Origin of the sequence: Beijerinckia mobilis (genome assembly GCF_000745425.1) — a bacterium.
GTDB classification, from domain to species: domain Bacteria; phylum Pseudomonadota; class Alphaproteobacteria; order Rhizobiales; family Beijerinckiaceae; genus Beijerinckia; species Beijerinckia mobilis.
In genome coordinates this window covers 1-20,127 of record NZ_JQJH01000009.1, presented here as the reverse complement: position 1 = coordinate 20,127, position 20,127 = coordinate 1, and the positions used below count along the sequence as shown (strand labels likewise).

General features: G+C 57.1%; 18 protein-coding genes and 1 pseudogene. 5 read left to right on the top strand and 14 right to left on the bottom strand.

Features of this window, described 5'->3' with window-relative positions:
* Positions 1-8: 8 nt before the first annotated feature.
* From ppx to DL88_RS08675, 3 genes are all read right to left on the bottom strand, one after another.
* Positions 9-1,526, bottom strand: a complete 1,518-nt coding sequence (ppx, locus tag DL88_RS08685; RefSeq protein ID WP_051955773.1) for an exopolyphosphatase — start codon at positions 1,524-1,526, stop codon at positions 9-11.
* Positions 1,527-1,530: 4 nt separating this feature from the next.
* On the bottom strand, positions 1,531-3,702 hold the full coding sequence (locus tag DL88_RS08680) for an RNA degradosome polyphosphate kinase (RefSeq protein ID WP_034995069.1): 2,172 nt from the start codon (positions 3,700-3,702) through the stop codon (positions 1,531-1,533).
* 592 nt (positions 3,703-4,294) lie between these two features.
* Entirely contained in the window at positions 4,295-4,798 is a 504-nt protein-coding gene (locus DL88_RS08675; RefSeq protein WP_034994799.1) for an Lrp/AsnC family transcriptional regulator, read from the bottom strand.
* A gap of 158 nt (positions 4,799-4,956) precedes the next feature.
* Between DL88_RS08675 and ald the strand changes: the two genes are divergently transcribed.
* Positions 4,957-6,075, top strand: coding sequence for an alanine dehydrogenase (ald, locus tag DL88_RS08670; protein WP_034994795.1), 1,119 nt, complete (start codon positions 4,957-4,959; stop codon positions 6,073-6,075).
* Positions 6,076-6,121: 46 nt separating this feature from the next.
* On the opposite strand, the gene DL88_RS08665 is transcribed toward ald, so the two are convergent.
* From DL88_RS08665 to yidD, 3 genes are all read right to left on the bottom strand, one after another.
* On the bottom strand, positions 6,122-6,721 hold the full coding sequence (locus DL88_RS08665; RefSeq protein WP_034994793.1) for a nitroreductase family protein: 600 nt from the start codon (positions 6,719-6,721) through the stop codon (positions 6,122-6,124).
* 350 nt (positions 6,722-7,071) lie between these two features.
* Positions 7,072-8,106: a sulfate ABC transporter substrate-binding protein gene (locus DL88_RS08660; RefSeq protein ID WP_034994791.1), complete on the bottom strand. Its 1,035-nt coding sequence runs from the start codon at positions 8,104-8,106 to the stop codon at positions 7,072-7,074.
* 212 nt (positions 8,107-8,318) lie between these two features.
* The gene (gene yidD / locus DL88_RS19850; protein WP_084705071.1) at positions 8,319-8,696 is read right to left on the bottom strand and encodes a membrane protein insertion efficiency factor YidD; all 378 of its coding nucleotides are present in this window, start codon (positions 8,694-8,696) and stop codon (positions 8,319-8,321) included.
* 176 nt (positions 8,697-8,872) lie between these two features.
* Between yidD and DL88_RS08650 the strand changes: the two genes are divergently transcribed.
* Positions 8,873-9,718: a MipA/OmpV family protein gene (locus tag DL88_RS08650; protein ID WP_156971010.1), complete on the top strand. Its 846-nt coding sequence runs from the start codon at positions 8,873-8,875 to the stop codon at positions 9,716-9,718.
* Positions 9,719-9,845: 127 nt separating this feature from the next.
* On the opposite strand, the gene DL88_RS08645 is transcribed toward DL88_RS08650, so the two are convergent.
* Positions 9,846-10,319: an iron-sulfur cluster assembly scaffold protein gene (locus tag DL88_RS08645; protein WP_034995064.1), complete on the bottom strand. Its 474-nt coding sequence runs from the start codon at positions 10,317-10,319 to the stop codon at positions 9,846-9,848.
* A gap of 185 nt (positions 10,320-10,504) precedes the next feature.
* Here DL88_RS08645 and folE point away from each other — a divergent pair, with 185 nt between their 5' ends.
* Both folE and hisI read left to right on the top strand, forming a co-directional pair.
* A complete protein-coding gene (gene folE / locus DL88_RS08640) occupies positions 10,505-11,146 on the top strand; it encodes a GTP cyclohydrolase I FolE (RefSeq protein ID WP_034994784.1) in 642 nt (213 codons plus the stop codon).
* A gap of 291 nt (positions 11,147-11,437) precedes the next feature.
* Positions 11,438-11,848, top strand: a complete 411-nt coding sequence (hisI, locus tag DL88_RS08635; RefSeq protein WP_034994782.1) for a phosphoribosyl-AMP cyclohydrolase — start codon at positions 11,438-11,440, stop codon at positions 11,846-11,848.
* A gap of 105 nt (positions 11,849-11,953) precedes the next feature.
* On the opposite strand, the gene DL88_RS08630 is transcribed toward hisI, so the two are convergent.
* The 7 genes from DL88_RS08630 to DL88_RS08600 all read right to left on the bottom strand — a co-directional run bounded on the left by DL88_RS08630 (position 11,954) and on the right by DL88_RS08600 (position 18,871).
* Positions 11,954-12,385, bottom strand: a complete 432-nt coding sequence (locus DL88_RS08630; protein WP_034994779.1) for a CBS domain-containing protein — start codon at positions 12,383-12,385, stop codon at positions 11,954-11,956.
* A gap of 307 nt (positions 12,386-12,692) precedes the next feature.
* Positions 12,693-13,547, bottom strand: coding sequence for a prepilin-type N-terminal cleavage/methylation domain-containing protein (locus tag DL88_RS08625; RefSeq protein ID WP_034994777.1), 855 nt, complete (start codon positions 13,545-13,547; stop codon positions 12,693-12,695).
* Positions 13,531-14,013: a prepilin-type N-terminal cleavage/methylation domain-containing protein gene (locus tag DL88_RS08620; RefSeq protein WP_169741550.1), complete on the bottom strand. Its 483-nt coding sequence runs from the start codon at positions 14,011-14,013 to the stop codon at positions 13,531-13,533. Before DL88_RS08620 ends, DL88_RS08625 begins: the two co-directional genes overlap by 17 nt.
* Before the next feature lie 49 nt (positions 14,014-14,062).
* Positions 14,063-14,524 carry a hypothetical protein gene (locus tag DL88_RS08615; RefSeq protein ID WP_034994771.1) on the bottom strand — a complete coding sequence of 154 codons (462 nt, stop codon included), beginning with the start codon at positions 14,522-14,524 and terminating at the stop codon, positions 14,063-14,065.
* Positions 14,525-14,661: 137 nt separating this feature from the next.
* Positions 14,662-15,171, bottom strand: a complete 510-nt coding sequence (gene gspG, locus DL88_RS08610; RefSeq protein WP_245270715.1) for a type II secretion system major pseudopilin GspG — start codon at positions 15,169-15,171, stop codon at positions 14,662-14,664.
* Positions 15,172-15,623: 452 nt separating this feature from the next.
* Positions 15,624-16,820, bottom strand: a complete 1,197-nt coding sequence (locus tag DL88_RS08605; protein ID WP_169741549.1) for a type II secretion system F family protein — start codon at positions 16,818-16,820, stop codon at positions 15,624-15,626.
* A 479-nt stretch (positions 16,821-17,299) separates the two neighbouring features.
* A complete protein-coding gene (locus tag DL88_RS08600) occupies positions 17,300-18,871 on the bottom strand; it encodes a GspE/PulE family protein (RefSeq protein ID WP_084705067.1) in 1,572 nt (523 codons plus the stop codon).
* Between the two features lie 629 nt (positions 18,872-19,500).
* Between DL88_RS08600 and DL88_RS08595 the strand changes: the two are divergent.
* Positions 19,501-20,127 (top strand): annotated as a pseudogene (locus tag DL88_RS08595) (hypothetical protein); the annotation flags it as partial.

Genomic DNA, 20,127 nt, shown 5'->3' with positions numbered 1-20,127 from the left:
TCGGGCCATTACCCTTTGATTTCGATCTGCGGTTCGCGGCCGATCAGCCTGGACAATTGCTTCAGACGATTTTGAAGGCGCTCGCTCACGAGATCGACCAGATCACCCGGCAGACTCAGGACTACCTTGCTCTTGACGCAGGTAAGTGAAGTGCGGGGCAATATTCCGCCCATGGAACCGGTAATGACAGTCGCGACGCGCATCACTCCAGCAAGCGTGCGTGCTTTGTCGAGCAGACGCGACGAGACGAGACCACGCAGATGCGGGTTCACATCTTCCTCAAGCCCTAGATAACGATAGGAAGCCGTCAGGATCAAAAAGGCACGGCCCGGATGATCGATGCCGATGAAGGATCCATTAACGACGAGATTGAGACTTTCCTCGCCGCGATAATCCGGATGGGCGCGCCAGTTGACATCACTCAGCAGGCAAGCCGCCTGGCGCAGGCGTTGTTCCGTATCGTTTTCATCCATGGGCATGGATTGGGCGAAAACATCGGTCCAGTCGCATAATTCCTCGGCGTGGCGAGGAGAGCGTGACAGGAGAGTATTGAACTCCTCCGCCGCGACGAGCAAGGGATCGAGATGGCGCGACTTACCGTCGAGCTTTTCATAGATCAGCCCTTCACGCACGCCCGTCGTCGAAATCATGACCTTCTTGGGGTTACCCTTTCGGATGATTTCGTCGAGCACCACGGCGCCATAGGCAAGCAAGGGGCGGCGCGCCGCATTCACCGATTCAATCGAAACCAGCGTATCCGTATTCACCTTCTCGACAAGACTTGCGAGATCGGACGCATCACGCGCCGAGATCGTATAGCCGTGCATGATGTTCAAAGGATAATTATGCTGGCCCATATGCAGCTTGGCGAGCGCGCGCCAGGTGCCGCCGACGGCATAGAAGGTCCGGCCCTCGAGATGGTCGAGAATCTTGCATTTGGCGAGATGAGCGCGCGCGATCTTCACGGCCTCGCGCGGATTCTGGTTCGAGGCATCCATCAGGGCCAGGCCGCCAAGCGGCAGGGTCGCGCCACGACCGATGTCATGATGTTTGACATCGACCAGTTCGAGAGAGCCGCCACCGAGATCACCGACGATGCCATCGGGCTTGGAAATCCCCGAAAGCACGCCCTGAGCGGATAATTCCGCCTCGCGGCTGCCAGACAGAAGCGTGATGGGTGCGGCGATCGCCTCTGTCGCCGCGGCGAGAAATTCGGCGCCATTGCTGGCATCGCGCGCTGCCGCCGTCGCCAGCACGTGGATTTCGCCAACTTCCATAATGCCGCACAGGACACGGAAGCGGCGTAGCGCCATCAAGGCTTTTTCCACGCCGCTTTTTGAGAGTTTTCCGGTCGTGATGACGCCATTGCCGAGGCCGCACATGGATTTTTCGTTGAAAATCGTGCGGGGAGAACGCGACAGATGCTCATAAACGACCAGACGGACCGAATTCGACCCGATATCGACGATCGCCACCGGCCGCTCGGAAACGGTAGCGAGAATGGGAGGCCGGGGCGGCGGCTGCATCAGATCACGAATACTTTTCGAGCTTTTTGTAGAGTGATTTCGGACTTGATTCTTTGAGGGATTTGCCACGGCCTGAGAGACTCGGGTTTGTCATAAAGTAGGAATGGGCGTTGAAGAGTTCTTCGCCCTTGCGCGGCGTTATCCGCATGCTCGATCCGTCAGGCAATACACGATAGCTTTGCTGATTGTCGATGAGATTTGCGACCATGATCTGATCGAGCACCTGCTCATGCACAGTGGGATTGAGAATGGGCATCAGGGTCTCGACACGGCGGTCGAGATTGCGCGGCATGAGGTCGGCCGAGGAAATATAGACGTAGGATTTCGGATGCGGCAGCGCATAGCCGCCACCGAAACAATAGATGCGGGCATGTTCCAGAAAGCGTCCGATGATCGATTTGACCCGGATGTTCTCGGACAGACCTGGAACGCCAGGGCGCAGGCAGCAGATGCCGCGCACGACGAGATCGACGCTGACGCCGGCCTGGCTCGCCGCATAAAGCGCATCGATGATCTCGGGATCGACCAGCGCGTTGCACTTGCCCCATATCGAGCCCGGTTTGCCGGCCTTCACGAAGGCGATTTCCTCCGCGATATGTTGAAGCAGCCGTTGTTTGAGATTGATCGGCGAGACTGACATACGCTCAAGGCCGACAGGCTCCACATAGCCGGTGATGAAATTGAAGATCCGGGCGACGTCGCGACCAATCGCCTCATCGGCGGTGAACAATGAGACGTCCGTATAAATCTTCGCGGTGATCGGATGATAATTACCAGTGCCGATGTGGCAATAGGTCATGAGCCCACTGCCTTCCTTGCGCACGACCATCGATAATTTGCCATGCGTCTTCAATTCGATAAAGCCGAAGACGACCTGGGCGCCGGCGCGTTCCAGATCACGCGCCCAGCGGATGTTCGCCGCCTCGTCGAAACGTGCCTTGAGTTCGACGAGAGCCGTCACCGATTTGCCGGCCTCCGCGGCCTCGATCAACGCCCGGACGATCGGGCTGTCCGAAGAGGTGCGGTAAAGTGTCTGTTTGATGGCGACCACATTCGGATCGGCAGCAGCCTGATTGAGGAACTGCACCACCACGTCGAAGGATTCGTAAGGGTGATGGACGATCAGATCCTTCTGGCGGATGGCGAGAAGGCAATCGCCGCCATTATCGCGCACGCGTTCGGGAAAACGCGGGGTATAGGGAGGAAATTTGAGATCCGGCCGGTCGAGGCTCACGAGTTCCGATAATTCGTTGAGGGCAAGCATGCCGTCGACGATGGAAATCTCTTCCGACAGGACGTCGAGTTCCGCCGCAACGAAATTCCGCAGCCCTTCGGGCATGAGACTGTCGCATTCAAGGTGGATCACGGAGCCGAGCCGGCGTCTTTTCAGCGCGCTCTCGAAGAGCCGAACGAGATCTTCCGCCTCTTCCTCGACTTCGAGATCGCTGTCGCGCACGACGCGGAAGACACCATGACCATGCACTTGATAACGCGGGAACAGGCTCTCGGTGAAGAGGCCGATCACGCTTTCAAGCGCGATGAAACGCTGTCCCGCCTCGCCGAGATTATCTGGCAGATGGATAAAGCGCTGGACCTTCAACGGCAGGCGAATGAGCGCGTGCAACGTCTTGTTGCCGCCCGGATGGATCAGCTCAAGCGCGATCGTGAAACCGAAATTGGGGATGAAGGGGAAAGGATGCGCCGGATCGACGGCGAGCGGCGTCAGCACCGGGAAAATATGGACGAGGAAATATTGCTCGAGCCAGTTGCGCTCCGCCTTGCTGAGCTCTTGCGCCTCTATGAGGTGGATATGTTGCCCTTTGAGCTCATGGCGCAATTCTCGCCAGCGACGCTGCTGTTCCGTGGCGAGCAACATGACTCTCTCGCGGATTTTGCTGAGCTGCTCGGCCGGCGTCAGACCGTCCTGTGACGGCGCCGAGACCCCTTCCCGCATCTGCCCGCGCAGACCGGCGACACGGACCATGAAGAATTCATCGAGATTGTTCGCGGAAATCGAGAGGAAGCGTAATTGCTCAAGCAAGGGATGGTTGCGGTTCGAGGCTTCCTGCAGGACGCGGCGATTGAATTCGAGCCAGGATAATTCCCGATTGATGAAGCGCAGCGGCGATTGCGCCAGCTCCGCCGGGGAATCGGCGATTTCACCCAATTCGTCCATGACAGGGATGGCCGCGGCAGGAGTCTCGCTCGTCGGATCATCATGCTTGTCATCGATCGAAGCACTGCTTTGCGCAGCCTCGTCGCCGGCTTTTTCAACGGCAGCCTTGCCGTGCACAGCAGCCGCCTTGCTCCCCACCTTCGAAGCGGGTCTGGGGTCTGCGGGTTTCGAAACCGCGAGTGGCTTGTCGGCAAGCGACTTGTCAGCAAGGGGTTTGGGATCAGAGACCGCTTTGGCCGACACAGAGGATGCCGTGCTTCCATCGTGTTGCGATGACGCGGGGCCTTTGGCGGAGGGATTGGTATCGTTACCCTGTCCTTCGGTCTCAGTGCTCACAGCGATTCTCCTGCAGGATGAAGCTTCGGATCTCTGGCTGCTTCCGAACCCGCGTCTATTAAGAAAGGGCTTCACCGGACCGGTGGAATTCCAATCCGGAATTGGCGCGAATGGGTCGGCGCGACCCTCATCATGTTTGATGACATCAGAGTGACGAACAGCACCGTTTCAAGCGTTTCATAAAAGTTTAACATGGTTTGACGAACAGCCAGACTGACTCTCGTTTCGCAGTGACCGAAGATGGCGCTTACCATGGTCACACCGGCCGACGTTTTGCGGGTGGTGGCGCCGGAGGCGCGAGCATGGAGGGTGAATAAAGCCGATCCACGACATCGCGCATGGCGAAGCTTGATTCAAGACGGGCGATATGCGGCAGTCGCGATAATTCGGTCCGATAGATGACCTCGAAATCTTCCATGTCGCGGCAGAGAAGCGTCAAAAGATAATCGGCGCTCCCCGATAAAAGATGGCACCGCATGACGGATGGCGAACGCCGGACCGCATGTTCGAAGGCTTCGAGGGCGTTTTCGCGCTGGCTGTCGAGCGTCACCCTCACCAGCACCGTCATCTTGTAGCCCATCCGATGCGGATCAAGCGCTACATGATAGCCCTTGACGATCCCCTGTTCCTCCAAAGCCTTAAGCCGGCGCGCGCAGGCGCTTGCCGAAAGGCCAATACGTGGCGCGAGATCGACGATACTGAGGCGTGCATCATCGACGAGGGCGGTGAGGATCGCGCGGTCGAAACGGTCCAAATCCATCGATGCATGATTCCAGCGTGATCTCCGCATCTGACGCAATTTTCGAGCAAAAATCAACATTATCAGGGGAAATAAGATCACAAATTGCGCCAATTGCCTCCTATCATGGCACGCATTCGAGGCGCGGGAAAAGCCTCAGAGCGAAGGGAGTGCGGAACATGCTGGTCGGAGTGCCAAAAGAGATCAAAGTGCATGAATATCGCGTTGGTCTTACGCCGGAGGCGGTGCGCGAATTCGTGGCGGCAGGCAATCACGTCATCGTCGAGACCGGCGCCGGAGCCGGCATCAATGCGACGGATGCCGCCTATGAAGCGGCCGGCGCCAAAATCGTCCCCAACGCCGATGAGGTTTTCGCCAAGGCCGAGATGGTGGTCAAGGTCAAGGAGCCGCAACCTTCCGAATGGATCAAACTGCGCGAGAACCAGATTCTTTTCACTTATCTGCACCTCGCGCCCGATCCGGAACAGGCCAAGGGGCTCCTCGCTTCAGGCGTGACGGCGGTCGCCTATGAGACGGTTGTTGGTCCCGATGGCGTGAGCCTGCCCTTGCTGGCGCCGATGAGCGAAGTCGCCGGGCGTCTGGCTGTCGAAGCCGCGGGTTCGGCGCTACAGCGCCACAGCGGCGGGCGCGGCATGCTTCTTGGCGGCGTACCGGGCGTCCTGCCAGCCAAGGTTCTCGTTCTTGGCGGCGGCGTGGTCGGCACCCATGCGGCGCGCATGGCGGCAGGCGTCGGCGCCGAAGTGACGATTCTCGACCGTTCACTGCCCCGTTTGCGGCAGCTCGACGAGCTCTTTCAGGGCCGTGCCAAGACGCGTTTTGCTTCGACGACGGCCATCGAGGAAGAAGTCCAGACCGCCGATGTCGTCATCGGCGCGGTTCTCGTGCCGGGCGCAAGCGCGCCAAAACTCGTAACGAAGGCAATGCTCAAAACGATGAAGCAGGGCGCAGTCATGGTCGATGTCGCCATCGACCAGGGCGGATGTTTCGAGACATCGCATGCGACCACCCATGCCGCCCCGACCTATATCGTCGATGGGATTGTCCATTATTGCGTGGCGAATATGCCCGGCGCAGTCCCCTATACGTCAAGCCATGCGCTGAACAACGCCACCCTGCCCTATGGGCTGGCGCTTGCGGCCGGTGGCATCAAAGGCATAGTCAAACATCCAGGTCTTTTATCCGGCCTCAATATCCACCGCGGCCAATTGACTCACCCCGCCGTGGCGGAAAGCCTCAAGCTCGAGCTGAAACCGGCGGTAGCGGCTCTCGCCGCCTGACCTTTCGTTCAAAAAGGGATGGGAGTCGGAAAACTCCCATCCCCGCTTATTCGGGCTTGAACGCGCCTTCGAACACATAGACCGATTGAGGATTGCGCGGGCTCGGCGTTTCTCGCGCCTGCAAGGCTTCCGGCAGAATGGATTTATCGGCGCGCCGGCCAAGCACGAAGGCAAGCTCCACCTGATAATCATCGGGGATTTCGAATTCCACCGCGGTGCGCGGAATATCGAAACCGGTCATGGCATGGACAGCATAACCGAGTTTCGTCGCCTGCAAGGCGAGAAACCCCCAAGCAGCGCCCGCATCGGCGGAATGGCTATGCATGGCAACCGGCTCTGTCTTGCCCGGCGGAACGAAAGTCTTCTTCGAGAGAAGAATTGCCAGGATCGGCGCATTCTTTGCCCAGGACTGGTTGAACTCTATGAGCAGCCCCAAAATCTTGTCGAATTCCGGTGTTCCATGCCGCGCGAAGATGAAACGCCAAGGCTGTGAATTATAAGCGGAAGGTGCCCAACGGGCCGCTTCGAAGATGGTGCGCAAATCCTGTTCCGGGAGCGCCTCCGGACTGAAGGCGCGCGGCGACCATCGCTCGAGGAAAACGGAATCGACCGGGTGGTCGGCCTTACGGGAATTGGCTTGCGTCATGATGGAATCTCACAAAAAACGATGCCGGGCGGAGACGGCATCGTTGGAAAGATCGGCGGCGATCGCCCGCTCATATAACAAGTCTCATTGAGCACGCCTGGTTCTGGTTGAAGACCTCTCGCGGGCCATCACGAATTCAAGCGGTAAAACCTCGACGACAAAGTTGCGCACCCTCCGGTCCAAAGATCGATCCGGGGATCGATGAGGATGCGTCATGCTCGACCAACTGCTGCCCATCAGAGAGAGGGCGACCGGCCCGTGAAGGCTATCACGATCACTCTGAAGGCAATATGGCAAACGGATCATCGGGGTATCAACAGGTCGTGCTTCACAGGCTCAGGAATAGGCGATCAGTGTCTGGCGTAGATCTGATCGAAAATACCACCATCAGCGAAATGGGTTTTCTGCGCGTTGGTCCAACCGCCGAAATCCTTGTCGACCGTCACCAGCGTCGCCGGCTTGGCGAGTTTCGCGAGATCCTCCGGAGCCGCCGCTGACGGATCGACAGGATGATAGAAATTCTTGGCGATGAGCGCCTGCGCCTTCGGCTGATAGAGGAAGTTAAGATAGGCTTCCGCCACCTTCCGCGTCCCCTTGCGATCGACATTGCCGTCAACCAGGGCGACCGGTGGTTCAGCAAGGACCGAAATGGAAGGAACGACGATATCGAACTTATCCTTGCCGAATTCTTCGCTGGCCAGATAAGCGTCATTCTCCCATGAGATCAGCACGTCACCCAGGCCCCGCTGGGCGAAACTGATGGTCGAACCCCGCGCACCCGTATCGAGCACGGGAACATTCCGATAAAGCGCACCGACGAAGGCGCGTATCTTGGATTCGTCGCCGTCGAAAGCCTTGTTCGCATAACCCCAGGCGGCGAGATAATTCCACCGCGCCCCCCCGGAGGTTTTGGGGTTTGGCGTGATGACCGAGATGCCCGGCTTCACGAGATCGTTCCAGTCCTTGATACCTTTTGGATTTCCCTTGCGGACGAGGAAAATGATCGTCGAAGTATAAGGAGTCGAATTATGCGGAAGCCGGCTTTGCCAATTGGCCGGCAGTTTTCCCGTCTTGGCGGCTATCGCGTCGATATCGGCGGCGAGAGCGAGAGTAACGACATCAGCATCGAGACCGTCGATGACGGCGCGTGCCTGCGCGCCCGAACCGCCATGAGAGGCGCGGACAGTGACGGTTTCTCCGGTTTTCGCCTTCCAATCTCCGATGAACGCCTCATTGATGGCCCTATAGAGCTCCCGGGTCGGATCATAGGAAACATTTAAAAGAGCCGTTTCAGCCTGGGCTGCACAGGTTGCAGCGAAAGCACTGAGGCAAACGAACATGGCCCGGAGGGAATTGCGCCGACGACGAATTGGGAACTGCAGCATGAACCACCATTGATAGGGATCAGTCTCATAACCCTATAAATTCTACAATTATTGTCAAGTTATTAGATTAATTCACATTTTATATATTATTATTAATAAGTTATACTGTTTTCTTTAAGGATTATGGCAGGTAAAATCCTGCTCATTCAGATGACCCTCTTCTTTCGATATTAAACATATCCATTTGAAAATAATAATGTTCTTTAGATCCATCAGGACGATCTTCCGGATTCGTCCCCAATCCCGCAATTCTTCACCGGCTTCGGCGCAAAAAACCATCGTCCATGCCGCCATGGCTGAAAGGCTGATATGCGCTTATCGTATAGCTCCGGGACCGGATCAAATCCCGCCGTCCCCCATGGATGGCACCGTGAGAGGCGGGCGAGGCCCATGAATAAACCGACCCACAAGCCATGCCGCGCCAAGGCCTCGTCCATATAAGCGGAGCAGGTCGGCAAATGCCGGCATTGGCGCCCGATGAGTGAGGAAAGTGTGAGCTGATAAAGGCGCAGCAGCTTTCGCAGCAGAAACACCGCTGGGCGAGCGGGTGAAAGCGGCTCGTGCCCATGGTTTCCGCATCCGCAATCCATTCCTGTCTCCATCAGCGGCGCCCAAACAAGGCAGCGATTGATAGGCCCTGCTTGGGAAGGCCCGAATGATTCTCGAAATGGATCACCATAACCTGTTGCAATTATGCACTGGTTTTGCCCAGCTCAAGGGATCATAGTGCGCTGCGTGACGAATCTTTACGATTAGAGTGCTTGCCGTGTCGTTATGCAAATTCCTGGGCTCAGCGATCATTGTCCTCCTGGCTGGAGTCGGGAACGCTTCCGCGGCGGATGTCGCGCCGCCCAAGCCCGCTGCTCAGGAAAGTGCTGACAGCATTTATGTCACGCTCGGTATCGGGCCTGAAATGATGCCATCCTTTCCGGGATCGAAAGGTTTCCGCGCCGTCCCGACAGCCCATTTCGGGTGGGGAAAAACCGACCCTTTCTATGCCCCGGATGATGGTTTCGACGTTGCCCTCTTCAATAATGGGACGGTCGCCTTTGGTCCGGTTGCCCGCGTGCGGGAGCAACGGTCGCTCGGCAACGGCAATGCGAATTTCTATGGCATCCATGATATCGGCTGGACTTTCGAAATCGGCGGTTTTGGCGAATTATGGCTCGCCGATTTCCTGCGGACACGCGCCGAGGTCCGACAGGGTGTGAATGGTCATAATGGCCTCGTCGCCGACGTCATGATCGATTATGTCTATCGTTCCGGCCCATGGACGGCATCGATCGGCCCCCGTCTCGCGTTCGGCAACAACACTTTCATGCGCGCCTTTTTCTCGGTGACCCCCTGGGAAGCGCAATTGAACGGCCGCGTCTATCCCTATCAGGCGAATGGCGGACTGGCTTCGCTCGGCACCATGCTTTCGGTAAAATATCAGTTCACGCCGACGTGGAGCTTCAACCTGTTCGGCGGCTATAACCGCCTTATGGGAAGCGCAGCCGACAGCCCGATCCCCAATCGTCTCGGTTCGAGCAATCAATGGACGACCGGCGGCATCATCGCCTATACGTTCGATCTGAAGCAGGCGGCCCATTCCATCGGTTTCGATTTCTGAACTTGTTATTGTGATGCGGGCGAGGTGCGTGAGCTAAACCCGTCCGGGATGCAAACGCGCCTGTGAAGCATTAAAGCTCCGGTTGAGATGCGCCCTGCCCTTCGGTTCAGGACGCTTCGGATGCGGTCTAACCTGGATTTGCCGCGGCTGAATTTTGCGTCCCGGAATTTCTTTCAGCCGCTTCGATCTGGTTAAGACAATCGACGACAGCCTCAAAAGTCAGCAATGTGGACGTGTGCCGCGCCTTGAAATCGCGCACCGGTTCCAAAACACCGAAATCCGCCCACTTGCCCTCGGGTGGTGTGCCATTGGCTTTCAACATCGCCCGCATCGTCTCCCGCAGAGCCCGCAATTCCGGCCCCGTCGAACCGAGAATGTTGCGCGCCATGAGCGAAGCCGCCGCCTGACTGAGAGCGCAAGCTTTGACGTCATGCGCAAAATCGGTCACCTTGCCGTCCTGCATCTTGAGATCGACGACGATCGTCGAGCCGCAGAGTTTGGAATGTGCCTTGGCCGTCGCGTCCGGTGACTCAAGCCGCCCCAGCCTTGGTATGTTCCCTGCTAGATCGAGAATCTGTTGGTTGTAAATATTGGTCAGCATCGATTCCACTTCGGTTCAGGTGACGGCCAGGAACCTATCCTATATAGGGTTTGAGAAACCGGCGAACGAGCTCCCGAATTTTTCGGTTCGAAATCCCTAGCAAATACCATCCCAGGCCCGCATTATCCTGCCACGATGCCTGGATCGAAACGGCAGGGCCCTTCCCTCATTTACGGAGGCACCACATGGATGACGTGGTTAAGTCCTTACTTGAGCAGACGAATTCTTCCTTGACCAAACCTGCCCTTGCCCGCCCGACTCGTGAAGAGGCCGAGGCTGCCGTCCGTGTTCTCCTGCGTTGGACGGGAGATGATCCCTCCCGGGAGGGACTGCGCGATACGCCCAAACGCGTCGTCAAGGCATTTGAAGAATTCTTTTCAGGCTATGAGGCCGATGCGTCGGACGTGCTTTCCCGGGTTTTCGAGGAAGTGCATGGCTACGACAATATCGTGCTGGTGCGGGATATCCCGTTTTCCTCTCATTGCGAACACCATATGGTGCCGTTCTTCGGCGTTGCTCATATCGCCTATTATCCATCCGAGGCTGGGGTTATCGGCCTTTCCAAGCTGGCGCGCCTCGTGGATATTTACGCCAAAAGGCTGCAGACTCAGGAAGCTTTGACGGCGCAGATCATAGGCGCCATCGACGAGCATCTGCAGCCGCGCGGCTGCGCCATCATGCTGGAAGCCGAACATATGTGCATGTCGATGCGCGGCGTGCAGAAACACGGAACTTCCACGCTGACGACGCAATTTACTGGCGTTTTCCGTGATGATCCCGCCGAACAGGTCCGTTTCTTTGGAATGGTCCGCCAGGGTAAAGTCTGATCCGAAACCGAAAGCATTTTCCAATCACATGGAATCGCTACGCGATTCCATTACCGTGAGAATGCTCTGGCGTTTTTAGCGGACTGTTTCCGGATATGTTCGAAACGCTCTCGGCTTTTGCTGATGCCCGTTGCGCCATTTCCTGATGGAGCCTCGCGGATTCATCTAAACCACTTGCAGCATCAGAGGTAGAAGGCCCCTGCCGGGGGCCATTCCGATATTTTTGACTGCCGGCATGCCTTCGCAAAGACGGGGATTTTCCGGCAAATTTCCAAAGCGGGTTTTGCGACGATGCAGGCAGCCGATTTTCCCATTGCCGAAACCAAGACGGAGCTGGAAGAAGGATCGGCTTTTGCGCCGCGATTCGACAAGGATGGGCTGATAACCTGTGTGACTCTGGACGCCCGTGACGGCAAAATCCTGATGCTTGCGCATATGAATGCAGAATCATTGCGGCTGAGTCTCGATACTGGTGAGGCCTATTATTGGTCACGCTCGCGCCAAACCCTTTGGCACAAAGGCGATACCTCGGGCCAGATCCAGAAGATCCACGCCATTCATACTGATTGTGATCAGGATGCGATTCTTCTGAGCGTCGTGCCGGGGGGTGACGGAGGTGCATGTCACACAGGACGCAGAAGCTGTTTTTATCGGCGTGTCATTGCCGATGAAAATGGGGCTCGGCTGGTGTTTGAAGAATAAAGAAGGATCGTTCCACGTACTCTTCAGGCGGGATGTCCCGCGCCGAATTCCTTTCCGAAAATCCTGGCCCGACGCCGAATGACGTACATTCGGCGGCGGGAATTTTTACGCCATCGCGATATATTCGAGGATCGCGTTCTTTTCTTTTTCCATTTCTTCGAGACGGTATTTTACCGCGTCGCCGATGGAAACGAGGCCACAGAGGCGACCACTCATCAGCACGGGAAGATGACGGAAACGTCCCCGGCTCATCTTGCTGACAATGTCGTGGACGGTTTCATCCTCGGTGATGGTGACGACCTGCGAAGTCATGTGCAGGGAAACCGCATCGTGTAGGGATTCCGGGCCCCGCCGGCTGATGGCCTTGACGATATCACGTTCTGAAATAATGCCGAGAAGATGGCTTTGGGCGTCGGTGACGACCACAGCACCAATCTTATTTTTGGTCAAAATTTCGCTGACTTCGAGCAAGGTCCGGTGCGGCTGCACACCAATGACGCCACGTCCTTTGGTCGCGAGTATGCGCGCGACTGTCATTCGCTATCCTCCCTGGATGGTGAAACGACGAAAACTTTGGAAGTTCTTCTGTCGAACAGTATTGAAATTTTATTATCTGTCTTACTGGCAGACTCTAACTGAGCTTAACGCTCTATTATGTAGATAAGCATGCCCTGATTTCAACGCATGCGCAAGGTTTATTAAAAAATTTGGTAGTTGCTACAAATTGACGCAGCTATATCGTACCAGGCCTCCATTTCCGCGCCGTACTAACCTCTCACGCAAATCTTCATGGCGATCCTCCTGCCCTTAGGCATCGTGCCGAAACCGCCTTTTCCCTGGGCAATCAGGGTGCCGGCGGCTGATCTTGACCGTTCTGCGAGTCCTGCCCGTTTTCGGCGCGCTTCATGGGCCGGCGCGCCACGATCGGCAACACGAGTGGCGGCATCGATTTGATGCCGGGCGCAGCGGGTATAGCGCTGAGGACGATACGCTGCGGCAATTCCTGCCGGCCGAGTGGCGGTCCATTCGGCCTCGCGCGATCCCCTCTTGGAGCATCGGGCCTTGATCCATCGCGCTGGGGGCCATCCTCGTTTGGCACCGGTGGTCTTTTTTCGCTGTTTGAGGGCTCCGGCGCTTCCACCAACTTGAAGCTCAGCTGATAGGGACCTTCGAACAGGACCATCCCACCCGACTGATCCTGTGAATCGGAGAAATGCTCGGCATCGAACGTTTGTGCGCTCTGCCGCAATTTATCGCCGTCATCATCATGTTCGACCGAAATATGAATGGTTTTCAGTTTTTGCTCGCCGGTTACGCCGCGCGTGAGCCGCACGAAGGTCAAGGATTGCGCATTGCCGTTGAACGCCAGTTTTTGCGCATCTCCGTCACCCACCATTAAAGGCAGCGCTTCATCGAGCTCCTGGGTCAACCGCATGATGGCCTGCATCCACTGGTCCTGCCAGTCCGATGCCCCCTGGCCTCTGCGCCAATGAATCATCGTGTAATTGAGATTCGGAATGACGAAGGACAGCAGCAGGGCCCCCAGGGCCAATGCGACGATCGTTTCGACGAGCGTGAACCCACCACTCGCAGCGTGCCGGAATGCCGCCCTGTTACGGCAGTGTTGCCTTGTTCCCACTGGCTTCCAGCCGCGGAACAAAACCTTGGCCGCTGCCGGATCATCAATGAGGCGTTTCAAGCTTGATGGTCGCATAATGCAGAGTGCGTCTGTTGGGAGCAGTAATCTGAATGACGGCTTGAAGCCGGTTGATGATCGGCTTGCCCTTATCGTCAACGGGAAGCCGTGGCGATCCATTCTCGGCATCGGGCGGAGGAGGCTTGCGCTCATTCGCATCCTGTTGCGAGGATTGCGGGATCGGCGGAAAAGCCGAAGGAAGAGTGCGCAGACGAACCGATCGAATATTGATTTGGTAGCGAAAGCCGTCCCTGACGCCTGAGCGCGCAGTCAGGCGGTTATCGCGCCATTCCGTTGCGAGAATCCGCGCGACCATCATGCCACGCAAGGTGGTCTCTCCAATCCCAGCCGAAGCGCGCGCCGCGATGAAACCGCGCGTGAGAACGCCAAGACAAATAGCGGCGATAGCCAGAGCGGCCAACGCCTCAAGCAGGGTGAAGCCGCCGGAAACCTTCCGTTTGAAAGACAATCGCCCTCCGAGAAAATTGCGGTCTCGGACCAGCCCCGTGCGATCGCCCTCATCGGCTCGCCGCAACTTCCCCATTCCTGATATCCACCGCTCCGGTCAGGCCATTGACGCGCAAACGGACGACACGGCGCCCATGCTGAAATTTGATGATGGCGCCGCAATTGCTCCCATCGGGTTGAAAAATCAGAGTCACGTTGCGCCCGCTTTGATCACAGCCGCCGCCCGTCGTCATGGTGACCGCGAGATCGGCAGGAAAGATCACGCTGTCGCTTCTGCCACTCAAACGCCGGACCTGTGGTTCGAACTGAACCGCTGCCGGTCTATTCGCCAGTAAGGCGGCCGATCTCGTATCCCTCAACGTCGCCTCTGTACGCGCCAAAAGAGCTTCGAGAGGCAAGGTCGACGTCCTTTGCACGATCCACGGCATCACCAGAGCAAACAGCATCCCGGCAATCGCCATGGCTGCCACGATCTCAAGCAGGACGAAACCCGCCTCTTTATCGTCTCTCATACCAAGTCTCCTTGATCCCAATAGGTTGGGATCAAGGGGATTCGGCCGTAGGCCGTCGCGGGGGCCAAGTCTCCGAGGGTCAAGTCTCAATGAGTCATGCTCATTGAGACTTGCTATCAGATGAGGCCGCGTTGTTTTCACCAACTGGTCACGGCTCCGTTGCCGGGTTCGGTAGAGCCTTCATGGCCACTCGGTCCAAGCGAAACGATGTCATAGGGTCGTCCATTCGCGCCAGGCGAGCGATACAGATAAGCATGGTTCCAGGGGTCACGCGGAACGCCAGTGCCCTTGAGATAGGGGCCGTTCCAGCTGGTGACGCCCGGCGGTTGGACGGCAAGAGCCGTCAATCCTTCATTCGTCGTCGGATAGCGCCCCGCATCGATGAAATAGAGATCCAGGGCATTCTTGAAACTCTCGATCTGAATATGCGCTGTCTTCACTTTCGCTTCGGACAATTGGCCGAGAACACGCGGCGCGACGAGGCCAACCAGCAGGCCGATGATCGCCAGCACGACAAGCATTTCGACAAGTGTGAAACCCGCCTCGGAATGCCGGCTTTTGCGGCGCAATTCGAGTTTCGAAAGCGTTCTGCGTGTCGTCAGGACATTTCGGAACAAGGGTAGCTGGCTAAAACCTTTTATCGTCATCAGGAGGTCCATCAGTTCAAGCAGTCCATACGAAAGAGGAGCAATTCCACGCTACTTCGCCCAAGATCCGAGGGGCGTGCCGGGTGGATCATCGGCGAGGCGATCCAAAGCAGAGGACCTCTCTTGGTCGAAGATGATGTCGATCGCTTGACAGTGGAAATCAAGCCAGGGTTGCAATGCGCTCGCCCTGGACCTGTCACGGCTTATCTAGCCGATGCCCTATCAATCACCTCTATCAATCGTGCCCGGTCGTTCAATGTCCGAGCTTCGACATCCAAGAATTCCTGTTTACCAAGCTATATAGAACAAACTCCAATGCGGATATGATCTTTCAGCAGATTTTTAGTATTTACAAAAACATAGCGGTTCATTCCGTTGGCTCTTCCGTAGAAAGGCCGGCGCATCGTCTTATTGTCTTCCATCGTTCGTGGCCGCGATAGTCGACGCCCGGATCATGTCGCCATCTGATCGATACCAACGATGGTCGACATAATGGCCGCCATCATCGCGCCAATCATTCCGGCAATGAACAGAATCGCTGCAGGACCGATAATATCAGTCAAACGCACCAGATTTTGTTCGAGTTTCAGCGTATAGAGCGCTCCAGCCTCGGCCGAGACCTTGGCCAATTCACCTGTTTCCTCGCCGATCCTGAGCATTCTCAAGGCGACCGGCGGCAGCAGCGCGACTGAAGCGACGGCCTCGTGGAGGCGTTTGCCTTGCCGAACGGCGTCGCCGATCAGCGCGAAGCGCTGTTTGACGGTGACGCCCAGGCAATTTTCGATGACGCGAAGACTTTCCGTCATCGGCACGCCCTGACGAACGAGAATTGCGAGCGTTGAAAAAAACACCGCCGTCCGCCGCATTTCGGCAAGCCCGCGAATGATCGGCAAACGCGTGCAGAAACTGGCGATCGCCGTTTTCATACGCACGCTGCGCGAAAACAGGAATCCCATGGCGATGAAGACCGGAACCCCGTACATCAGCCATTCCTCTCGCTCGACCAGCCAATGGGACATGCCGAAAACGGTCGAGACAAGGACACCCGGATCCCCTGCCCCCTCGGAAACGACCCCGTCAAATTGCGGGATGACCTGCAGGAGGAAGAACAAAAGAACGAGAACAGCCGAAACCGTGAGAAAAGCCGGGTAGCGCAATGCGCCCGAGACTTTGTCGGCAAGTGCCTGGTCACTCGCACGCTGCTTGGCGACGGAGGCCAGCATGCCATCGAGATCGCCGATGGTTTCCGCGACTTCCGCAAGCGCCGGCAAAAGCGGTCCAAAAACGTCCTGCCGCTGCCGAAGCGCCTGCGAGAAACTCTTGCCTTCAAGCAAGGCGCCGCGCACGCTGGTCACGGCACGTGCGAGCGGCTTCGGCAAACCCGGAAGAGAAAGATCGAGGGCCTCGATGAGAGGCAGACCGCTGCGCAGCAAGAGCGCGAGCTCATTAAGAAATGAGGTGACGGCGGCCGGCTTTACCGAGGCGGAAAATGAGAAGAGTTCGCTTTTGGACTGAACCTCCCGGTGGCTGACAAGCACCAGGCCACGCCGCTCGAGCTCGCGGCGAACAGCAGCGAGATCCGGGAGTTCCCGTTCTTCCTCGATGGCGCGCCCGTCAAGCGCCAGTGCCTTGTAGCGATAGACCGTCACAATCCCATCATCCGATATCGGGCCGAAATGCCGGGTCAATTGGCAAGGAAAGCAGGATTTCCTGCTTATAACAAAAGGCGCGAAGCCTGACTCATCGCCTTTCGGCACCTGCTACGCAGGGCGGCGCAGTTTCACCGAACACCATGGCTCACGATAAATCGTAAGCCATCTACCTGGATATTACGCCTGCCGTTCCGAACTTGTTACGAGATAATGGCTCTAGGGCATTTTCTGAGTGGAGCGTTTCTGGATATATCCGAAACGCTCTAAGGTTCCTCCCTCCCGACCTGCAGACCGCGCCGAGCAAGTGAAACACTTAATTTCCTCTCTCGAACATCAGGCTGGATCACAGTCCGGAGGTCGCCACGCAAGATTTCGCCTGATTAGCCATGGTCTTGCTGTACGATCATGACGGAAGTTGAAAGATCCCGTTCACGGTTTTGTCAGCCTGCGGGCCGAACCTTCCAGATGCAGCTGTTTCAGGATTGCGCCACGACACGGAAAACTTCATCGATGGTGGTGAAACCCTGGCGGCAACGCGCAAGACCATCGTCCAGCATGGTCTGCATGCCTTGGCTCCGGGCGGTCGCGACAATGCTCCCCTCATCCTCTCCATTCAGAATCAGCCGGCGGACCTCCTCGGTGATTTCCAGCACCTCGAACAGGGCGCTGCGACCGCGGTAGCCGGTATGCGCACAGCGATCGCAGCCGACAGCATGGTGCAGGATCATCCCCTTCTCGAAACCGAATCCGGTGAGACGCGGGTCCGCATCGAGATCAGCCTGCGTCAGCGGCGCCGCTTTCTTGCAATCCGGGCAGAGCATGCGGGCGAGTCGTTGGGCGATGACCGCCGTCAGCGTGGAGGCGACGAGAAACGGCTCGACACCGAGATCGGTCAGACGATTCAATGCCGCCGCCGCGCTATTCGTATGCAATGTGCTGAGCACCAGATGGCCCGTGAGCGCCGCCTGCAAAGCGATGCTGGCCGTTTCTCCGTCGCGAATCTCGCCGACCATGATGACATCGGGATCCTGGCGCAAAAAGGCGCGCAGCGCGCTCGCGAAGGTCAGGCCGATTGCGGAACGGACCTGTGACTGGCTGATGCCGGGAATTTCATATTCGACAGGATCCTCGATCGTCAGAATTTTCCGGCTCGCATCGTTCATTTCCGCGATACTGGCGGCAAGGGTCGTCGTCTTGCCGCTACCGGTCGGCCCGGTCACGATGAGCAGGCCATGTGGCCGCGCGAGCTGGCGGCGCAGGACCGCCTCGTCACGGGCGTTGAAACCTATCTTGTCGAAGGTAACGAGTTTGGAGTTGCGCTCCAGCAAACGCAGAATCGCGGCTTCGCCGCCCATTGTCGGCATGGTCGCGACGCGCAGGTCGAACTCACGGCCACGGACCTGCATGCGCGCCCTTCCGTCCTGCGGCAGGCGATGTTCAGCAATATTCAGCCCGCTCAGGATTTTGACGCGCGAGACCAGCGCCCGCGCTGAAATATTCTGATTCATCGGCAAAACGCGCAAAATGCCGTCGACCCGAATGCGAACGCGCAAATCCCGCTTGAGCGGCTCGATATGGATATCGGTGCCGCGCCAGCTTACCGCGCGTTCGAAAATCTGATCCAGAGCCTGCACGACGGGCGCGCCACTGGCAAGATCGCGCAGGCTCTCCGCATCATCGGCGGTGAGATCAGGATTTTGCGCTTCCTCGTCCCGCTCTTCCTCTTCTCCCGGGCCAGCCGCCACAAGTTCGAGAACGGTCTCGATATCCTCGCGGGCTGCGGTGACTAGCATGACGTCGCCGCCCAAGGTCAAACGCAAGGCATCAATTGGCTCTATCGCCGAAGGATCGGCGGTGGCGATCCAGATCACATGTTTTTCATCGCGAAACGGAAACAATCCGGTTTCACGCAGGAAGACCGGGGAAAATTGCGCCGCCAGCGAATGCATCGCGCGCAGATCGGCCAGACCGAGCCTCGAGAGTTCAGGGCTTTTGTCATAATTCTTGATGGGAAATGTGTTTTGGGCTTCGTCTGACTTCATCATCATGGACCATCGGCAAAGCCCGGAGATAATTTCACGCTCACCGAGCAAGTTCTGCTTAAGACCGAACGGCATTATCACGACGGAATTGTGATCAATTCAGTCCGGGAAACAACCGCAACCGGCCTCGTGCGGGCCAATTCTTCGAGAGGAGCGATCCGAACGGAGACGGTTACGAGGGATTCAAATCGGATGCATTGTTTTCATGGAGCTGTTCATCGGGATTGGGCGCGCCTTTATTGCGGCCGGATCGGAGAAAGACACCGGTTAAAAATCCTGTTTCGTCAGTTGCCTTCATAAGTTTGACATTATGCAAAAATAAATGACCAGCCCAAGCTTGGTTCTACTATCGAGACAGGAACTGTACCTGTGTAATAAAATTCGCTGCGGCGCGTACTTCTCGATATGTGTTCTTTTTTGAGAAGCCTATCCAGCGATGAAGTGGAATCACTGCCGTAGCAACTCCTGGAACCGGATGAGTGTAGAAGTCTATGAGGTCAGCTTGCGTCTAGCTTGAGTTCATAGAAATAAGGATCACGCGTATAAAAAATCCGTGTGCAGGAATTTTGACGATCATGAACAGCAATAAACAATAATTTATAATGATCAGCAACGAACGACATGCAGGAGTCGAAGTGAAAGCCTTTGCTTCCACAAAGCGCTGGCACGCCTTTTCGAGTTTAAGGGGCGGGCTGGACAAAGTCTGGAAGAGTTTTACGCAAAGTCGTGCCGGTTTCCCACAGGTTCAGGCTGCGCTCTTTCTGACTCTCGCTGCGACTCTTTCCGCGACCCTTACGGGATGCAATTCAGTCGGCGGCCCGGAGATTCCCTCGGCCTTCGATCAGGCTCACGGTCTTGGCGCGCAGGATCTTGCGGCCCGGTCCGGCTCGCAGGAAGCGGGCGGTGCGTCCTCCGCTCTCGGGGCGGCACCGAGGCCGACGATCGTGCGCGGCAGTGTCGTCGGCAATGCCGAGGCGCAAGTCAGAGACGAGACCGCCGGCGACGCCGTGGCGGACCCTAATGGGTATCAGCTGAATTTCGAGAATGCCGACGCGGTCACCGTCGTCAAGACGATCCTTGGCGATGTTCTTCACACCAATTACGTCATCGATCCGCGCATCAACGGGCAGCTCAGCCTGACATCGTCACGGCCGGTTCCGCGCAAATATCTCGTGCGGTTGCTGGAATCGGCGCTGACCGGCATCAATGCGGTGGTTCTCAAGCAGAACGATCTCTACAAGGTCGTGCCCGCAGGCGATGCG

Coding starts and splice junctions, on each gene's coding strand:
- ppx (WP_051955773.1), bottom strand. CDS start 1,526: ATGCAGCCGCCGCCCCGGCCTCCCATTCTCGCTACCGTTTCCGAGCGG.
- DL88_RS08680 (WP_034995069.1), bottom strand. CDS start 3,702: ATGGACGAATTGGGTGAAATCGCCGATTCCCCGGCGGAGCTGGCGCAA.
- DL88_RS08675 (WP_034994799.1), bottom strand. CDS start 4,798: ATGGATTTGGACCGTTTCGACCGCGCGATCCTCACCGCCCTCGTCGAT.
- ald (WP_034994795.1), top strand. CDS start 4,957: ATGCTGGTCGGAGTGCCAAAAGAGATCAAAGTGCATGAATATCGCGTT.
- DL88_RS08665 (WP_034994793.1), bottom strand. CDS start 6,721: ATGACGCAAGCCAATTCCCGTAAGGCCGACCACCCGGTCGATTCCGTT.
- DL88_RS08660 (WP_034994791.1), bottom strand. CDS start 8,106: ATGCTGCAGTTCCCAATTCGTCGTCGGCGCAATTCCCTCCGGGCCATG.
- yidD (WP_084705071.1), bottom strand. CDS start 8,696: ATGGATTGCGGATGCGGAAACCATGGGCACGAGCCGCTTTCACCCGCT.
- DL88_RS08645 (WP_034995064.1), bottom strand. CDS start 10,319: ATGCTGACCAATATTTACAACCAACAGATTCTCGATCTAGCAGGGAAC.
- folE (WP_034994784.1), top strand. CDS start 10,505: ATGGATGACGTGGTTAAGTCCTTACTTGAGCAGACGAATTCTTCCTTG.
- hisI (WP_034994782.1), top strand. CDS start 11,438: ATGCAGGCAGCCGATTTTCCCATTGCCGAAACCAAGACGGAGCTGGAA.
- DL88_RS08630 (WP_034994779.1), bottom strand. CDS start 12,385: ATGACAGTCGCGCGCATACTCGCGACCAAAGGACGTGGCGTCATTGGT.
- DL88_RS08615 (WP_034994771.1), bottom strand. CDS start 14,524: ATGAGAGACGATAAAGAGGCGGGTTTCGTCCTGCTTGAGATCGTGGCA.
- gspG (WP_245270715.1), bottom strand. CDS start 15,171: ATGACGATAAAAGGTTTTAGCCAGCTACCCTTGTTCCGAAATGTCCTG.
- DL88_RS08600 (WP_084705067.1), bottom strand. CDS start 18,871: ATGATGATGAAGTCAGACGAAGCCCAAAACACATTTCCCATCAAGAAT.